We start from the raw sequence: 16,134 nt of genomic DNA on the forward strand, positions 1-16,134 counted from the left end.
GGCAGGAAAAACGACATGAAGGTGACACGACAGACGGCTTTTCGCACCGCGCTTTTGAGCGCCTGCTTCGGTGTGCTCGCCTGCGCGTCGTCGGCTCTAGCGCAGTCGGTTACGTTCGAGAAGCCACAGGAGAGGGGCTATGTCGCCCCGATCATCGGCGCCAATACCCATTTCGGCACGGTGCGTGTTCTCGGCTACAAGGATGCCCACAAGGTGCGCGAGCAGCTCGGCCAGATTGGCGCGACTAGCTTCCGCGACTACATGCCGTGGCAGTCGTTCAACTTTCCGCCCTCCGGCCCGGTTCTTTCCAAATCCGGCCGGCTGATGAATTTCCTGCCGCAGGCCGGTTTGACGCCGATGATCAATCTCGGCCTTGCCAATTCCGGCGTCAAAGGTGGTGTGCCGCCGGTCAGCGATTCAGCGCTCGAAGTGTTCGAGGATTATGTCGGCAAGGCTGTGGAGCTGACACAACAATACGATCCGATCTACGAGATCTGGAACGAATGGAACATGTATATCGGCACCGGCAAACCGCAGCCGCGCATCATGGGCGAGGGGCCGAAGGATGATCCGCGCTCGGCCAGCCATTATGTGCGTGTCGCCAAGGTGGCAGTCGAAAAGATCCGGCAGGTGAACCCGAAAGCCAAGATCGTCGTCGGCGCCGTTGGCGATGACGAGGACTGGGGCTGGGCCAAGGCGATCGTGCGCGATGGCGTGATGGACGGTGCCGATGGCCTGTCCGTGCATCTCTACAATCAATGCTCGGCCAATCCGCATGACCGTACGGCTGAAGAAATGATCGATCGCGTCGAGAAACTGCAGGCGGACCTGCGCCAAGTGCGCGGCGGAACCGAGACGCCGCTTTACATCACCGAGTTCGGCTGGCCGACCTCGAAGGGCAATTGTGGTATGCCGCTCGACACATCCGCCTATAATTTCGCCCAGTTTATCCTGCATTCCGCAACCATCCCTTGGATCAAGGGTGTTTGGATGCACGAATTGAAGAACATTTCACCGGACCCGGTGGACCGTGAAAGCAATTACGGCCTCTTTTCCTATGAGGACCAAGCCAAACCGGCTGCCTGCTTCATGGGTGCCGCCGCCGAACTGGTGAAGTCGGCGGAGAGCGTGGAAATCCGCGAGCCCCGGCCGGACGTCTTTGTTGCGCGTCTCGTCTCCGGTACGGGCCAGAAAATCGTCATGTGGACGAAAGGTGACTGGGTGAAGGCGGGCTATTCCACCTCTGCCCAGCCGGTGAAGACACAAGCCATGTGCGAGGCAGAAGGTCTTGCCAAGGCGAATGCCGGACGTATCGGCCCGGCGCCGGTCATTCTCGATTTTTCCACGCAGGATCCGGTCACGATCAAGTTGGGCGAGGTGCAGCAATAATGTCGGTTATTTCCTTCGTTCGATCACTGTTTTCGGCAGCCGGTGCGGCAAAGGCCACACGCGACGGGCGCAGCCGTATCTGGGTGATCGGCCCGATGCCGCAGCCGCTGAACGGCCAGACCAATTACAATCGCCACATCGTCGCCGAGTTCGAAAAACATGCGCCGGTGACAGTGCTGCCGACCGGTGGAACGGGCGCGGAAAAGATCGCTGCCGCGTTCGTTCTGCCGCTGATTGTGCTGTTTTCCATCCCGCGCACCGATCACGTCTATACCTCGCCACCCGGCCAGAACGGTCTTTGGCTGTTCATGGGGTGCCTGGCTGCTCTTCGGCTCAAGCGGCTGGACCATTTCATCCACCACCATTCGTTCCGGCCGATCAATCTCGGGCCTACCCGTTCGGCGCGGACGCTGGTTGCCGTCAGCGGTCCCTATCAGCGCCATGTCTTCCTGTCGGAAAAGATGCGGGATCGTTATGCCGATCTTTATTTCACGCCGGAACTGAAGGCACGCAGTTTTGTGCTGCCAAATGCCTATCTGTTTTTCGAGGAAAAGCCGGCAGGCGCGGTGCGTACAGGCCCGATTACGATGGGGCACCTCAGCGTTCTCACCCGCGAAAAGGGCGTGGATTACCTGATCGCCTTGGCCGAGCGCATCTTTGCCAAACGCGACGATTTTCGTTTCGTGCTGGCCGGCCCGGTGCGCGACGAAAGCCTGAAACAGGAGATTCTGGCCTTCTGCGCAAAATATCCGGATCGCGCCGAATATCTCGGCCCGGTTTATGACGATGCCAAGGATGCGTTTTACCAGCGGCTCGACATGTTCGCTCTGCCGTCGCGGCTGATCGATGAGGCGGATCCGCTGGTGATTCTTGAGGCCTATGGTTACGGCTGCGATATTCTCGCTTCCTCCACCGGCTGCATTCCGGAGCGGTTGCGCACGAGCGACCGCATCATGTCCTTCGATCTAGAGAAGGATACGGAATTGCTCGACAGCGCCATCACCGATCTCGCCGCTAACCGTCAGGCGATCGCCGGGGCCGGACGTGCCCATATCGCCGCCATGCACCGCCGCTCGGTGGCGCAGGCCAACATCTTTTTCCACGCGCTGGAAATCGACGCAGCCGCCGATCCCGATACGACCTTCGACACGTCAGCCGGTTTTCTGCCGGGCGCAGCGGGGAAGGCATGACCATGACTTTCACACCAAAAAATCTTCGCCGAATTCTTCTGCTGCCAACCCTGCAAACGTTGCCGCAGCGCACTTCATCCCATCACGAACACATGGGTCAAAGATGACAACAAAATCGCCTCTCAACGTCATTGTCGTCAACTTCCGCACGGCGGGTCTCACCATCCGCTGCGTGGAATCGATGATCGCGCAATCCGTCGCCAAGCCGGAGGAGATCATCGTCGTCGATAATCTGTCCGGTGACGATTCCGTGCCAGTCCTGCGTGCCAAGCTGCCGATCGGGGTCAGGCTCATCGCCTCCGACCGCAATGCCGGCTTCGGTGCCGGTATCAACGAAGGCTACAAGCATACCAACGCCGATTACCTGCTGGTGCTCAACCCGGATACCTATTTCGAGTTCGACAGCGTTGCGCGGGTGATGGATCTCATGAACCGCGATCCGGGTGTCGGTCTCGTCGGTCTCGATCTCGTCAACCCGGATCGCAGCCGCCAGTATTCGGCGCGCCGCTTCTATTCGGTCCTCGATATCGGCGCGCGCCGGGTGAACATGCTCGGCAAGATGTTCGCCGGCCGCATCGACCGCCACCTCATGCGCGAGGCCTGGCGTGACGGCAAGCCGTTCGAGGCGGAATGGGTGATGGGCACCGGTTTCGTCATCCGCAGCGAGCTTTACGCGCAGCTGAATGGCATGGACGAGGCCTATTTCCTCTATATGGAGGACGTCGATCTTTGCGCCCGTGTGTGGCGGGCCGGCAAGAAGGTGATCTGCTATCCGGGCGCGCAGCTGGTGCATGACCACCAGCGCTCGAGTGCGTCCAGCCCCTTCAGTTTCGCGGGGCGCGCGCATTTGAGAAGCCTGGTGATGTTCGGGCGGAGGTTCTCTTTGCCGCTGATCCGCTCGCCCGGCCTTAAAAAGATCATGCGATCGTAAGATTAAAACCAACCTTGGGGGGATTTCGTTTGTCGGAACACATCAACGCAGCCAACAGCGTCGCGATGCTCCGGCAGGCGCGACCATTCAAACGATCGGTGCAGGTTGAAAATGCCTTCGAACCGTTCGTTTTGTATGGCGCAACTAGACCATGAAGATACTTCACGTCTGCGAAAGCATTATCGGTGGTACCGGCTCCTATCTGGCAGAACTGATCCCGCATCAGGTCGCAGCCTATGGGCGCGAGAACGTGCAGCTTCTGGTGCCGGAAACGCATTTCGATTTCATCGATCCTGCCATCCGTGAATGCGGTGCGCAGATCGTCACCTTCAAGCGGCCGACGCGGCTGTTCGGCTCTTTCCTGCTGGTGCAGCGTTATCTGCAGACGGTGAGCAGTTTCGAGCCGGATGTCGTGCATGCGCATTCGTCGGTGGCGGGTATCATCGTGCGGGTGCTTGGCCTGCGTCGGAGCCACCGCATCGTGTTCTGCCCGCATGGCTGGTCGGTGGACATGCAGGGCGCGCGTTATGTGCGCGGCTTTGCCGAGATGATGGAGCGCAAGCTGGGCAATGCGGCCGACAGCATCATCGTCATTTCCAAACACGAATACCGCCGCGCCATGGAACTGGGCCTGTCGCCCGATAAAGTGACGCTGGTGGAAAGCGGTATCGACCGCAACGTGCCGCCCGTGCCATCCGCCGTTTGGCAGGATGATCGTATCCGCCTTCTTTATGCCGGACGGTTCGATTACCAGAAGGGTGTCGATATTCTTCTCAAAGCCATCGATGGACTGGGCGATCATTTGAGTGTGCGTCTGGTCGGCGGTTTCGCCGTCAGCGAGGAAAACATGCCCGAAACGCTGCCCGACCATATCGCCCAGCTGGGCTGGATGGACCGCGATGGCGTTTATGCGCAGATGAAGGCCTGCGATGTGCTGGTCGTGCCATCGCGCTGGGAAGGATTTGGGCTTGTCGCGATCGAGGCGATGCGTATGCAGAAGCCGGTTGTCGCGGCTGCTGTCGGCGGTCTCGTCGAGATCCTCGGCAATGGCCAATACGGCATTCTGGTCAACCCTGAAGACCCCGATGCGCTGCGCGATTGCCTTGCCGGGCTGACCCGCGAAACGCTTGCGGAACTCGGAGAGGTGGGCCGCAAGCGCTTTCTCGCATGTTACACATCAGACCGGATGGTGCGGCAGATCGACGACGTTTACGTCTCGATCCTCACCAGCCGGGTGACGGAGCCACAACCCGTATGATCACAAGACGGTACGAAAGCGATACGCCCAAGATCGACTGGGACGAGGTGGTTTACAACTTCCTGCTCGTCACCTTCATCCTGTTCGCCATCCGCGACGGCCTGACCGGTAGTATCCGCTATCTGTTCCAGCTGCTGCACGTGTCCTTTCTGTGGTTCGTGCCGGATCTGATGTCCTTCGTGGCGATGGGGCTGTTTTTCTACCAGCAGTTCTTCGTCAAGAAGAACGCGATCGGGATGTATCTCTGCTACATCTTCATCCTGTCGACGATCACCAGCATCTTCTTCATGAACAATTCGGCGTTTTCGCTGTTTTCGTCGATCAAGATGTTCATCCCGATGTTTGTCGGCTTCTGTTTCTACGGTCGTTCGGTGACGGAACGGCCATGGGTGCGGGTGGTGTTGATCGCCATCTGTGCATCCTCCGTCCTCGGCCTTCTGGCCAATCCTTATGTCGAATATCCCTGGGTCGGCCAGACGATCAGCAGCTTTGGCATGGAGCGCGAGGCGACAAAGCTGTGGTGGCAGGAAGGCGGCATCCGTTACGGCGGGCTTGCCGGCGACAGCACCATGGCCGCCTATATGGTGATCTTCATCTTCATCCTGCTGTCACCGCATTACAGCTTTCTGACCAACGTCATCTGCCTGCCGATCATTCTCTGGGCTATTCAGGTCTCGACCAGCAAGACGGCGCTGGGCGTCTATTTCCTCTATGTCGGCATCTATTTCACCGTCTATTTCCTGCGTGACCGGGCGCTGAACATCGCTTTCCTGCGGCTTGTCGCCAAGTGGTCCTTCGTGTGCCTTCTGGTGCCGCCGCTATTGATGCTGATGTTTTATGGCGCCGAACTCGGCAAGGTGTCGTCGTCGCTGTTCAGTCTGCAGGACCGTATCGACAATACCTGGCCCGGTCCGTTCCAGACGGTCGCCGAAATCTTTCCGGCCGGCACCGTGTTCGGCTGTGGCCTCGGCTGCTTCAGTTATCCGATGGATTACACGGCGCTTGCCGACTACAACCTGCCGCTCGACAATTTCTACATGTCGACGCTGATCATGATGGGCATGCCCTTCGTGCTGTTCGTGGTCATGCAGTTCCTGATGGTGCGGCATGCGCGAGACCCGGTAAAACTGTCGCTGATGACGATGTTCAATTTCTACAGCATCACCATCCAGTGTTACGGCCCGTCCTATGCGACGCTGATGTTCGGCTACATCTTTTCCGAAATGTTCGGGTATCACGTGAGGAATAAGTCACGTGTGCCGAAACAGCCGAAGCTGAAGCCACGCAATGTGGCGCAGGGCGGGGCGGAGCCGGGGTTGGCCAACAGGCAGGCGGATATGGTGCCGAGACCGCAGGGGTAGGGCAATTAAAAAGACCCCGCCCCAAACCCCTCCCCACAAGTGGGAGGGGCTTAACCCGTCGCCCCGTCGAAGCTTAATTGAGGCGAGAGGTAGCCGCGGGTTTTCTCCCCCCTTGTGGGGGAGATGGCCGGCAGGCCAGAGGGGGACTTTGCCAAATCCGGAAAGGTTTTTCAGCCCTCACTCCGCCGGCTGCGGCTGACGACGCTGCATGATCCGTCCCGTCAGGCTGAGCACCGGTTTCTCCACGTAATAATGAAACAGCAGGCCAGCCACCTGGCAGGCGATGACGATGCCGACGAAATAGAACTCGAGCGGCAGCGGAATTTTCGCATGCGCGATCATGGTGATCTTCAACAGCAGCGACAGAAGCGGGTAATGGATGAGGTAGAGGCTGTAGGAGGCTGCGCCCATCATATCCAACGGCTTGAACGGGCGGTTCCATGAGGGAAGCGCACACAGCCCGTAGATGATGCCTGTCGCGCCGAGGCCGAAGAGCAGGATCAGGTAATCCGGGTCTGCCCCGCCGCCATAACTGACCTGCCACCATGTGCCGGCGAACACTATGGTTCCAGCAAGGAAGGTCGGCAGGCCATAGGCCATGTCTTCGCGCACGAACAGCCAGCCTATGCCCATGCCGGCGATGAAGAGCAGGTGATAGGGGCTGAGCAGGAATTTCAGAAGCCACGGCTCATCGAGGAAAACGCCGGCAAGCGAGCCGACTACACCCCAGCCGATCAGAAGGGCAAGGCCGATCCGGCGGTTCCAGAGATAGACAAGGAAGGTGGCGTAAAACAGCATTTCGTGGCGCAGCGTCCATTCGACGCCGAGCAGCACTTCCTTTTCGACCGGCAGGATGAGGTAGGCGGCAATCACGTCCCAGACGCCGATATCGGCGCCGGCGGCGAACGCCATCGCCGTGGTGGCGATCAGCACGATCCATAGCGGCGGATAGAGACGGCGAAAGCGCTTGAAGACGAACTTTTTCAGCGCCTCCGCATCACCCTCCCGATCACGGCGGTGGGCGTAATAGATGACGAAACCGCTTAAGACGAAGAACAGTTCGACACCGGCCGAACCGGCCTTGAAGATGGGAAACACCGCACGATCGAAATATTTCGACAGCGCCATGGTGATTTCCAGATGATAACCGACGACCATCAGGGCGGCGATGGCACGGACCCAGTTCAACTGGTAGAGCTGATTGCGCGACTTCGTCTGATCCATGGCCAAAAACACCCCTGTGATTGGTTGTTCGCGAGAAAGCGCGCGCTTCGTTCGATCGGGCCTTGTTCTGCCCGGTTTATTCTCCGGTGCCGACACGGATGAGTTTCGCCGGGTTGCCGGCGACGATGCCGTGATCCGGCACATCCTTCACGACCACCGATCCGGCACCCACCACGGCTTTTTCACCCACCGTGATCGGGCCGATGACGATGGCATTCGGATAAAGCGTGGCACCCGCGCCGATCACCGGATATTTTGGCGAGGCGGTCTTGCCGATCGTTACCGTCTGGTAGATCGCTGCACCTTCGCCGATCTCGACACCTTCGCCGATGACGACACCGACTGGATGCGGCAGGAACAGGCCGGGCGCGATATGGCTGCCGAGATTGATGTGGCAGCCGCTGCGCGTGACATTCCAGCGCCAGACGATGATGCCGAGGCGTTTCAGGCGGCCCTTGTAGAAATGCGTGGCGACGCGGTGCAGGAAAACGGTGGCGAAACCGGGATTGAAGAGAAACGTGAAAGGCAGTTTCTTCATGCTGCGGTGGCCGGCGTTGATCTGCAGGTCCGCTTTGACGACATCCCAGAATTTCATGAAGGCTTCCTGTTTGTCCGGTTCATTTCGCAATTGCGAAGGAATGTTATATTTCGTAGCCGCCTGACCGCGAATGTCAACGGTTTGCACCGTTTCAGAACAGGTGGCGGCTAGAGTCGGCCTTAAGCGAAATAGTTGATTTCGCGAGGATATCCAGCGCGCAAACAATGTTTCGGCCTGATGAAAGGCATAATCGCTCGAATCTATGTCATCGTCATGTTAGCTTTGCATTGCGAAAAGATTTTGGCTTGAAGCGCTCTCACATAGCGCGATGAACGGGAAAAACCATGTCGCAGGCAGAAGTCCTTGGCCGCGGAAACTACGTCGTCAACGTGCAGATCCTGCGGTTCTTTGCGGCCTTTCTCGTCGTTTTCGCGCATGCGCATGCGGAGGTGTTGAATGTCGCGGCGCGCAGCGGCGGCACGTTCGGTGGCATCGGCCTTCTCGACTGGGGGCTGGGTGTCGACATCTTTTTCGTGATCAGCGGTTTCATCATGTATTTCATGATGCATGACCGCTTTGGCCGTGCCGGTGCGCCTATGGATTTCCTGCGGCGACGGCTGGTGCGCATCGTGCCGCTCTACTGGATCTTTTCGACGCTGATGCTGGCATCGATCCTCGCCGCCGGCAGCCTGATCAACAACAATGGGCTGGATCTCCGCCACATCATCGCCTCCTACGCCTTCATTCCCTTTCCGCGCGCCGATGGCGAACTGTTTCCGCTTTTGTCGCTCGGCTGGACACTGAATTACGAGATGTTGTTCTACGCCGTTTTTGCGCTGGCGCTCTGCCTGCGCAGGTCGGTCGGCATTGCGGTGATGCTGGTGCTGTTTGCGATCCTGTGCACGACGGCGGTGCTGGTGCCGGATCAGATGTGGCTGATCAAATTCTGGGGCAATGGCATGATCGGCGAGTTCCTGCTTGGTATCGGTCTGGCCGCTCTCTACCTCAAGGGATATCGCCTGCCGCTCGGCGTGATGCTTGCCATGATCGTTGCCGGGCTGGCGCTGGCGATCTGGCTTTATCAGATTTCGGCCTACGAACACGTCACCCGCCTCATCACCGGTGGCATTCCGGCGATCCTGATCACGGCTGCCGTCGTGCTTGGCCCGTCCGCGCCGGGTTCGCGGGTAACGCGTGCCCTGGCGCTGGGTGGTGATGCCTCTTATGCCCTCTACCTGTCGCATCCGTTTGCGCTCAAGATCTTTGGCGTTGTTGCCGCCAAGCTGGGCCTGCCGCTGATCGGCATTTTTGCCGGCGGGCTGGTCGTGTCGATCATCGGATCGATTGCCGTGCATCTGCTCTTGGAAAAGCCGATGGGCGCATGGCTGTCGCGTCTGACGAAGCCGAAAGTACCGGTTCAGGTGGCTTCCGCCACGGTCGGCATCAGCGATCGATAGATTTTTCGGTATTCGCCAACGACATCATCGAATACCCGGCCGGGGCGGTCGCGCAGGTTGTCGTGGGCGGCGAGAACGCGTGCCGGATCTTCGACCAGAGCTTCTATTGCCTTGGCAAAACCTTCGGCACCGGGCGGCACGACCCAGCCGGTCACGCCATGCTCGATGACTTCGGGAATGCCGCCGAAACGGCTGCCGAGAACCGGACGGCCCGCCGCCAGTGCATCCACCAGTGCCAAGGCGCCGGGCTCTTCCCAGATGGATGGGATGGCGACCACATCGACCGTCGCATAAAAATCCGAGGGCGAGACGAAGCCGACAAAATCGAGATCGGCATTGGGAGCCAAGGCTCGCAGTCGCGCTTTTTCGTCATCGGGTACATTGCCGGCAAGCGCCAGAGTCACCGTGCCGGGCTTTTGCCGCGCAACGGCCTCGACCAGCAGGCCAACACCCTTTTCCTCGGAAAAGCGGCCGAGATAACCGATGCGCAGCGGCATTTCCGGCAAGGGCCGAGGGGAGAAGGTGATGGCGGGGTTGGGCACATTGCGCGCCACATGTTTTGCCGCGCGGGCAAACAGCCCGTCCTCCAGATGAAGATCCAGCGTGCGCTGGCTGACGCTGACCACGGCATCGACCTTTTTTGCACGTCGACGGCGGCCGGTAGTGAGCGCGGTACAGGCCATCCCGCATGAGCCTTCGCCATGGAAGCGGGAACAGCGCGGACAGGTTAGGTAATAATCGTGCAGCGTATGCACGGTGGGGATTTTTTGTCTCTTCGCCACGCGCCAGATATCGGCGGTCAGGCCGTTGATCGTGTTGGAATTGATCACGTCCGGGCGAAAATCGTCGAGCAACCTGCCGATATCGGGATGTGCGGTCTGCCAGTCATCGATGACGTGCCAGAGCATGCGCGCCAGCGGGTTCTGCTTCTCCTGAAACGGTGGAAACAGGTTGCGCACGGGGATGAATTCCACGCGCACACCGTTGACGAATTCGCTCTCGCGTTTGCCCTCCAGCGAATTGCAGACGACCATCACCTCGTCGCCACCGGCAACAAGCGCCTCGGCAAACTGGCGGGCAAACACTTCCGCGCCACCGACGATTTTCGGGTGTCTTGGTGTGGGGTAAAGGGCGCTGAACAGGGCGATGCGCATCGGCGCGGTTCCCTTCACGCGGCCGGACTGGTGGTGACGGTATTGTCGGCGACCGGTTTGGGGCCGATGATCTTTGCCGGAATGCCCATGGCGACTGAATGGGGCGGAACGTCCTTGGTGACGACCGCATTGGCGCCGATCGTGGCACCTTCACCGACCGTGATGGCACCGACCACGACGGCACCCGCCGAGATCGACACGCCATCCTCGATCACGGGATCACGCGGATCTTCCGCTGCCTTGCGGCCGATGGTGACGTTTTGCAGGATGGAGACATTGCGGCCGAGCGTTGCCGCGCCGACGACGATGCCGAACGGATGCGGCACGTAAAATCCGCCGCCGATCTTTGCCGCCATGGCCAGTTCCGAGCCGAAAAACACGCAGCTCCACCACCACAGGATCCGGCGCAGAAGACGTCCGACCAACGGAATTTTCACCACCATTTCCTGCAGGCGGCGGGAGAAGACGAACTGGAAACCGGGGGTGAGCAGGAACATGCGCAGGGTGAAGCCGAGGCCGGCCGATGTCCTGTTTTCACGAAGCGCATACCGCTTGAGATCGGCCTTCACCTTCTGGAACGGCGTTTCCGTCATGTCGATCCTGTCTCCGCAAACTTCGTGGCCAGACCGCATTTTTGCCCGGTCCGCCACTTAACAACGTTGGTTAACACTGAAACGTGTCGCTCGAATTTTGTTTCGATATAGGTCGCCGATTGCTCTGGACGATATCTGATCGGGAATTATATGCAACGCAGCATTACGCTTGACGGGGTCGCCTTCGTGAACCAAGACTGGCGCTGCAAATACACCGGATCCGGGGAGTATGGCGCATGAAAGAAGGGCAGATCAGGTTCGACGCCCTCGATTCCTGGAGAGGCATTGCCGCTCTTCTGGTCGCGCTGTTCCATTTCCAGGCGGCCGGGTTTTTCTATGATTTCCCGCTGGTCCGGAACGGCAATCTCGCTGTGCCCTTCTTTTTCGTGCTGAGCGGTTTTGTCATCACCCATGCCTATCGGACATCGCTGTCCAGCGGCAATGACGGGTTACGTTTCGTGATCCGCCGCTTTGGCCGGCTCTATCCGCTGCATATTTTCACACTCGGCGTTTTTGTCCTGCTGGAACTGGCAAAACTGTTCATGGCGGCCCGCGCCGGGCTGCATAGCAGCGAGGGTGCGTTTGCAGGCACCAACGATATTCCGTCACTGATCGCCAACATCTTTCTGCTGCAGGCGGTCATTCCCTTTCCGGAATTGACATGGAATGCCTCGAGCTGGTCGATCAGCACGGAATTCTACACCTATCTCCTGTTCGTGGCGGTTTTCATTCCGCTTGGGCGCTATCGCATGTGGGGATCGGTTGCGGTTTTCGTGTTGTCCGGCCTGCTGCTCGTTTGGCTCGATGCCTATCACCCGGACCTCAACCTCGCTTCGGGTCTCGGCCTCGTCCAGTGCATCTTTGGCTTTTTTGCCGGCAACCTGACCTATGAGCTTTATCTGAAGCTGCGGCAGACGAATGCCGTGCAGGGCACAGTGCCCGAACTGCTGGCAACAGCGATCATGCTGCTGCTGTTCTGGTTCAAGCCGCATTACACCACGTTCAACATCCTCGGTTTTTCTGCGGCGATCCTGCTGTTTTCCTATGAGCGCGGCACGGTCGCCAGACTGCTGCGGGTCAGGCCGTTGCTGTTTCTCGGAAAGCTGTCCTATTCGATCTATCTCGTCCATTTCATCGTGTTTTCCGTCATCTTCGCCGGAGCCAAGATTGTGCAGGGGAAGATCGGCACGCCGCTCATCGAGTTCGATGGTGTGCACGAGCGGCTGGCCTTTGGCCCGGCCGGGCTGATGGATCTGATGGCGCTGGGCTATCTGGCGGCAATCATCATCTGCGCCTGCTTCACCTATTATTTCGTCGAGGAGCCGGGTCGGGATTTCTTCAACCGGCTTTCCCGGCGCATTACCGGCGCCCGCGCACCGATCGGGCAGGGCGCCAATGCCGGCTGAAGCGATTGCAGGTTCCTCCCGCACAATCTTCATCAACGGGCGCTTTCTCGGCCGCCCGGTGACTGGGGTCGAGCGTTTCGCCGGCATGATTTTACGCGAGATCGATGCGGCGCTGACGCCCGCCAATGCCGAGCGTTTCGTGGTGCTGGCGCCGCAGGGTGTGGCGCGGCCGGATTGGCTGAGGGGTGTGGGTTTCGACAATGTCGGAAGCCGTTCGGGTCATGCCTGGGAGCAGACGGATCTTTGGCGCGCCGGTCGCGGTGGCGTGCTGGTCAATCTGTGCAATTCCGGTCCCGTCCTGCATGGGCGGCAACTGACAGTGCTGCATGATGCGCTGGTCTATCGGCACCCGGAAAACTTTTCGCGGGCTTATGGCACGTTCCATCGCCTGCTCGGGCGGCTGCTGGCAAAGCGCGCCAATATCGCCACCGTTTCGGATTTCTCCCGACAGGAATTGTCGAAACTGCTCGGCGTGCCCAAGGGGCGGATCGGGCTGGTGCCCAATGCCGTCGATCATGTTTTCAGCGTCGAGCCGGATGTTTCGGTGCTTCAAAAAATCGATCTCGAAACGCGGCCGTTCTTTCTGTTTGTCGGCTCGCCCGCCAACAACAAGAACCTCGCCGGTGCCATACGCGCTTTCGTCGCGCTCGACAGGCCTGATGTGGCTTTTGTGATGGTCGGCGGGGCGGCGAGCACGTTCGCAAAGTCGCTGCTGGGCGATCTGCCGTCCAACGTTGTCAGCACCGGCCGGCTGAGCGACGAGGAGATACAGGCGCTTTACCGCAAGGCCGCAGCTCTGGTGTTTCCGAGCATTTACGAGGGATTTGGCATTCCGCCGCTGGAGGCGATGGCGCTCAGTTGCCCGGTGATCGCCAGTGACATTCCGCCGGTGCGCGAAGTCTGCCGCGATGCGGTCATCTATTTCGATCCCTTCCATGTGGCGTCGATCACCTCGGCCATGCGCGATGTGGTCGACGGAACTGTCGATATCGCCGCCGTTCGCGAGAGAGGATCGGCGCGAACAAAGGATTTCTCATGGAAAAACAGCGCCGGGCGGCTGCTGGCGATGGTGGATGACATCGATCGCAACGGCCGGATTTCAGAGCAAACGGATATCGGCATTCTCGATTGAGACTGGCGCTGACGAGACCATGCGGCAGCGCTGCCGCCTTTTAGGACATACCCATCGATGCGAATTCTGAAGAAGCTGAACAGTTTTGCGAACCTTGGCCTGCGGGCCTCGACGCTGGTCTTTCGCTTCCTGCTCACCTTCTACATCGTCAAATATCTGGGCTATGAGGCGGCCGGTATCTATGGCCTGACGCTCGGTGCTGTTGGCATCATGCCGGCGCTGATCGGTTGGGGGCTGAACTATTTCGTTGCCCGCGATGCGGTCGGCGTGCCGGTCGTGACGGCGGCGGCAAAGATCAAGACGCGGCTGGTGGTGACGACGATCTCGCTGACGCTGGCGACGCTGCTCGCCATCGGGTTGGCGCTTGCCACCGGTTATCCGCTCACCGCCATCTATATCCTCATCATCGCGCTGGTCTGGCTGGAAACCTATGCGCTCGACCTGCATGTGCCGATGATCGCCATGGAAATGGCGCTGCAGGCCAACATTCTGGTGTTTATCCGCTCGGCGCTGTGGGTGCCGGTCATTGTCGGGCTTGGCCTGTGGTTGCCGGAACTGCGTAGCCTCGAAGCGGTGTTTGCCAGCTGGATCCTGAGCTATGTCGCGGTGTTTGCGGTACTGTACTGGCTGATCCGCAAATGGCCGCTTCGGGAAATCGCGAAAGCGCCGCTGGAAGGCGAATGGATCAAGGGCCGTTTGAAAAAATCCTGGTTCATCTATTTCAGCGACCTCGGCCTTGTCGGGCTTGTTTATGCCGATCGTTACATCGTTTCCTTCATGCTCGGGCTGACGCTGACCGGCGTTTATACCTTCTACTGGTCGCTCACCAATGCGCTGCAGACGCTGATGACCACGGCCGTGGTGCAACTGGCGCTACCGGTGCTGTTCAAGGCCTATAATGCCGGTTCGGCTTCCGACTGGAAGCGCATCATGAAGAACCAGTTCATCAAGGTGGCGGCGCTCTCGGTGGTGCTGGGCGCCGGCGTCTTCGTCGCCAGCGAAATCCTTATCCACTTCCTCGACATGAAGGATGTCACCGAATACCGCTCGATCTTCATCATGCTGCTGCTGGCCGCCGTCATCCGCTCCTGCTCGGATCTTCTGAATGTCGGCCTCACCAGCATGAAGAAGGACAATCACTACGCCACGATCAATCTTCTCGGCGTCTTCCTGTCGGTGGGCATGGCCTTTGCCATGATCGAAATCTTCGGGTTTGCCGGCACCGGCATCGCGGCGCTGGCCACGGCGATCCTTGTCGCCATTGCCCGCGCCATCTTCCTCTTCAGGTTCTCCCGCACCATCGGGGTGGCGGCATGACCGCTTTCCCCAAAAGTGACAGTCTCGCAGATTTATGCTGCGTTGCGGTAGACAGGGCTTGAACCATTGATGTACGTATTAGCTGTCCGTCAAACGACCCATTGCGGCGGCAGCCAGATCAACCTGGTGGGGGTCGTTTTGACCCCACATCGCGCGAAAGGGTAAACATGCGCTATCTCATTACCGGCACTGCGGGCTTTATCGGTTTCCATCTGGCCAAGCGGCTGCTCGACGAGGGCCATTTTGTCGTCGGTTTCGACGGCATGACGCAATATTACGACACCAAGCTCAAGGAAAAGCGCCACGAGATCCTGGCGCGCTCGAACGGTTTCAAGGCCGTCATCGCGCAGCTGGAAGACAAGGATGCGCTGGACAAGGCCGCCGAGCTTGCCGAGCCGGATGTGATCGTCCATCTCGCCGCCCAGGCCGGCGTGCGGTACAGCCTCGAAAACCCGCGTTCCTACGTGGATTCCAATCTCGTCGGCTCGTTCAACATCATCGAGCTTGCCCGCCAGATCCAGCCAAAACACCTGCTTCTGGCCTCGACCTCGTCCGTTTACGGCGCCAACGAAAAGATCCCGTTTGCCGAAAGCGACAAGGCCGACGAGCAGATGACCATCTATGCCGCGACCAAGAAGTCGATGGAGCTGATGGCGCACAGCTATGCGCATCTGTTCAAGGTGCCGACCACCGCCTTCCGTTTCTTCACGGTTTATGGTCCGTGGGGCCGGCCGGACATGGCGCTGTTCAAGTTCGTTGATGCCATCCGCAACGATCGCCCGATCGATATCTACGGCGAAGGCAAGATGAGCCGCGACTTCACCTATATCGATGACCTCGTCGAGGGCATCGTGCGGCTGATGGCCGTGCCGCCTTCCGAGGAAAACCGCGTGGTTGCCGAAGGCGTTACCGATACGCTGTCGCAGCATGCGCCTTTCCGCGTCGTAAATATCGGTGGTGGCCAGCCGGTGGAGCTGATGCGTTTCGTGGAAACCATCGAGGAGGCCATGGGCAAGCCGGCGATCCGCAACATGCTGCCGATGCAGAAGGGCGATGTTCCGCGCACTTTTGCATCGCCGGACCTGCTGGTGGCGCTGACGAAATTCAAGCCTGAACTCGATCTGGATTATGGCGTTCGGCGCTTTGCCGAGTGGTATAAGGAATTTTACAGCTAAATTCGTGAC

Annotated in this window: 14 protein-coding genes; 10 read left to right on the forward strand and 4 right to left on the reverse strand. The window is 59.3% G+C overall.

Going from position 1 to position 16,134, the window contains the following annotated elements:
• Window positions 1-15 precede the first annotated feature (15 nt).
• The 5 genes from EDF70_RS00320 to EDF70_RS00340 all read left to right on the forward strand — a co-directional run bounded on the left by EDF70_RS00320 (window position 16) and on the right by EDF70_RS00340 (window position 6,129).
• On the forward strand, window positions 16-1,389 hold the full coding sequence (locus EDF70_RS00320; protein WP_132271272.1) for a cellulase family glycosylhydrolase: 1,374 nt from the start codon (window positions 16-18) through the stop codon (window positions 1,387-1,389).
• Window positions 1,389-2,579 (forward strand): glycosyltransferase family 4 protein, encoded by a 1,191-nt coding sequence (locus EDF70_RS00325; protein WP_132271273.1) that lies wholly within the window; start codon window positions 1,389-1,391, stop codon window positions 2,577-2,579. The genes EDF70_RS00320 and EDF70_RS00325 overlap by 1 nt, the downstream gene beginning before the upstream one ends.
• Before the next feature lie 103 nt (window positions 2,580-2,682).
• Window positions 2,683-3,510: a glycosyltransferase family 2 protein gene (locus EDF70_RS00330; RefSeq protein ID WP_132271274.1), complete on the forward strand. Its 828-nt coding sequence runs from the start codon at window positions 2,683-2,685 to the stop codon at window positions 3,508-3,510.
• A 151-nt stretch (window positions 3,511-3,661) separates the two neighbouring features.
• Complete coding sequence (locus tag EDF70_RS00335) at window positions 3,662-4,768, forward strand: glycosyltransferase family 4 protein (RefSeq protein ID WP_132271275.1); 1,107 nt, start codon at window positions 3,662-3,664, stop codon at window positions 4,766-4,768.
• The gene (locus EDF70_RS00340; RefSeq protein ID WP_132271276.1) at window positions 4,765-6,129 is read left to right on the forward strand and encodes a hypothetical protein; all 1,365 of its coding nucleotides are present in this window, start codon (window positions 4,765-4,767) and stop codon (window positions 6,127-6,129) included. The genes EDF70_RS00335 and EDF70_RS00340 overlap by 4 nt, the downstream gene beginning before the upstream one ends.
• 177 nt (window positions 6,130-6,306) lie before the next feature.
• Here the strand turns inward: EDF70_RS00340 and EDF70_RS00345 are convergent, their stop codons facing one another.
• Together EDF70_RS00345 and EDF70_RS00350 are read right to left on the reverse strand one after the other, a co-directional pair.
• A complete protein-coding gene (locus EDF70_RS00345) occupies window positions 6,307-7,353 on the reverse strand; it encodes an acyltransferase (RefSeq protein ID WP_165931905.1) in 1,047 nt (348 codons plus the stop codon).
• Window positions 7,354-7,429: 76 nt separating this feature from the next.
• Entirely contained in the window at window positions 7,430-7,948 is a 519-nt protein-coding gene (locus EDF70_RS00350) for a hypothetical protein (RefSeq protein ID WP_132271278.1), read from the reverse strand.
• Between the two features lie 287 nt (window positions 7,949-8,235).
• Here EDF70_RS00350 and EDF70_RS00355 point away from each other — a divergent pair, with 287 nt between their 5' ends.
• Window positions 8,236-9,348 (forward strand): acyltransferase, encoded by a 1,113-nt coding sequence (locus tag EDF70_RS00355; protein ID WP_132271279.1) that lies wholly within the window; start codon window positions 8,236-8,238, stop codon window positions 9,346-9,348.
• Here EDF70_RS00355 and EDF70_RS00360 read toward each other — a convergent pair.
• Window positions 9,309-10,502 carry a glycosyltransferase family 4 protein gene (locus EDF70_RS00360; RefSeq protein ID WP_132271280.1) on the reverse strand — a complete coding sequence of 398 codons (1,194 nt, stop codon included), beginning with the start codon at window positions 10,500-10,502 and terminating at the stop codon, window positions 9,309-9,311. The two genes, EDF70_RS00355 and EDF70_RS00360, sit on opposite strands and share 40 nt — an antisense overlap.
• 14 nt (window positions 10,503-10,516) lie before the next feature.
• Entirely contained in the window at window positions 10,517-11,095 is a 579-nt protein-coding gene (gene epsC, locus EDF70_RS00365) for a serine O-acetyltransferase EpsC (protein WP_165931906.1), read from the reverse strand.
• 236 nt (window positions 11,096-11,331) lie between these two features.
• Between epsC and EDF70_RS00370 the strand changes: the two genes are divergently transcribed.
• The 4 genes from EDF70_RS00370 (at window position 11,332) to EDF70_RS00385 (ending at window position 16,125) form a co-directional block, all read left to right on the forward strand.
• A complete protein-coding gene (locus EDF70_RS00370) occupies window positions 11,332-12,501 on the forward strand; it encodes an acyltransferase (RefSeq protein ID WP_132271282.1) in 1,170 nt (389 codons plus the stop codon).
• A complete protein-coding gene (locus tag EDF70_RS00375) occupies window positions 12,491-13,633 on the forward strand; it encodes a glycosyltransferase family 1 protein (RefSeq protein WP_132271283.1) in 1,143 nt (380 codons plus the stop codon). Before EDF70_RS00370 ends, EDF70_RS00375 begins: the two co-directional genes overlap by 11 nt.
• A 57-nt stretch (window positions 13,634-13,690) precedes the next feature.
• Window positions 13,691-14,950: a hypothetical protein gene (locus EDF70_RS00380; RefSeq protein WP_132271284.1), complete on the forward strand. Its 1,260-nt coding sequence runs from the start codon at window positions 13,691-13,693 to the stop codon at window positions 14,948-14,950.
• Window positions 14,951-15,117: 167 nt separating this feature from the next.
• Window positions 15,118-16,125 carry an NAD-dependent epimerase gene (locus tag EDF70_RS00385; RefSeq protein WP_132271285.1) on the forward strand — a complete coding sequence of 336 codons (1,008 nt, stop codon included), beginning with the start codon at window positions 15,118-15,120 and terminating at the stop codon, window positions 16,123-16,125.
• Window positions 16,126-16,134 lie beyond the last annotated feature (9 nt).

The organism is Neorhizobium sp. JUb45 (assembly GCF_004343585.1).
Taxonomy (GTDB): domain Bacteria; phylum Pseudomonadota; class Alphaproteobacteria; order Rhizobiales; family Rhizobiaceae; genus Neorhizobium.

Excerpts from the sequence above, each read along its gene's own strand:
- EDF70_RS00320 (WP_132271272.1), top strand. The coding sequence starts at position 16 with ATGAAGGTGACACGACAGACGGCTTTTCGCACCGCGCTTTTGAGCGCC.
- EDF70_RS00325 (WP_132271273.1), top strand. The coding sequence starts at position 1,389 with ATGTCGGTTATTTCCTTCGTTCGATCACTGTTTTCGGCAGCCGGTGCG.
- EDF70_RS00330 (WP_132271274.1), top strand. The coding sequence starts at position 2,683 with ATGACAACAAAATCGCCTCTCAACGTCATTGTCGTCAACTTCCGCACG.
- EDF70_RS00335 (WP_132271275.1), top strand. The coding sequence starts at position 3,662 with ATGAAGATACTTCACGTCTGCGAAAGCATTATCGGTGGTACCGGCTCC.
- EDF70_RS00340 (WP_132271276.1), top strand. The coding sequence starts at position 4,765 with ATGATCACAAGACGGTACGAAAGCGATACGCCCAAGATCGACTGGGAC.
- EDF70_RS00345 (WP_165931905.1), bottom strand. The coding sequence starts at position 7,353 with ATGGATCAGACGAAGTCGCGCAATCAGCTCTACCAGTTGAACTGGGTC.
- EDF70_RS00350 (WP_132271278.1), bottom strand. The coding sequence starts at position 7,948 with ATGAAATTCTGGGATGTCGTCAAAGCGGACCTGCAGATCAACGCCGGC.
- EDF70_RS00355 (WP_132271279.1), top strand. The coding sequence starts at position 8,236 with ATGTCGCAGGCAGAAGTCCTTGGCCGCGGAAACTACGTCGTCAACGTG.
- EDF70_RS00360 (WP_132271280.1), bottom strand. The coding sequence starts at position 10,502 with ATGCGCATCGCCCTGTTCAGCGCCCTTTACCCCACACCAAGACACCCG.
- epsC (WP_165931906.1), bottom strand. The coding sequence starts at position 11,095 with ATGACGGAAACGCCGTTCCAGAAGGTGAAGGCCGATCTCAAGCGGTAT.
- EDF70_RS00370 (WP_132271282.1), top strand. The coding sequence starts at position 11,332 with ATGAAAGAAGGGCAGATCAGGTTCGACGCCCTCGATTCCTGGAGAGGC.
- EDF70_RS00375 (WP_132271283.1), top strand. The coding sequence starts at position 12,491 with ATGCCGGCTGAAGCGATTGCAGGTTCCTCCCGCACAATCTTCATCAAC.
- EDF70_RS00380 (WP_132271284.1), top strand. The coding sequence starts at position 13,691 with ATGCGAATTCTGAAGAAGCTGAACAGTTTTGCGAACCTTGGCCTGCGG.
- EDF70_RS00385 (WP_132271285.1), top strand. The coding sequence starts at position 15,118 with ATGCGCTATCTCATTACCGGCACTGCGGGCTTTATCGGTTTCCATCTG.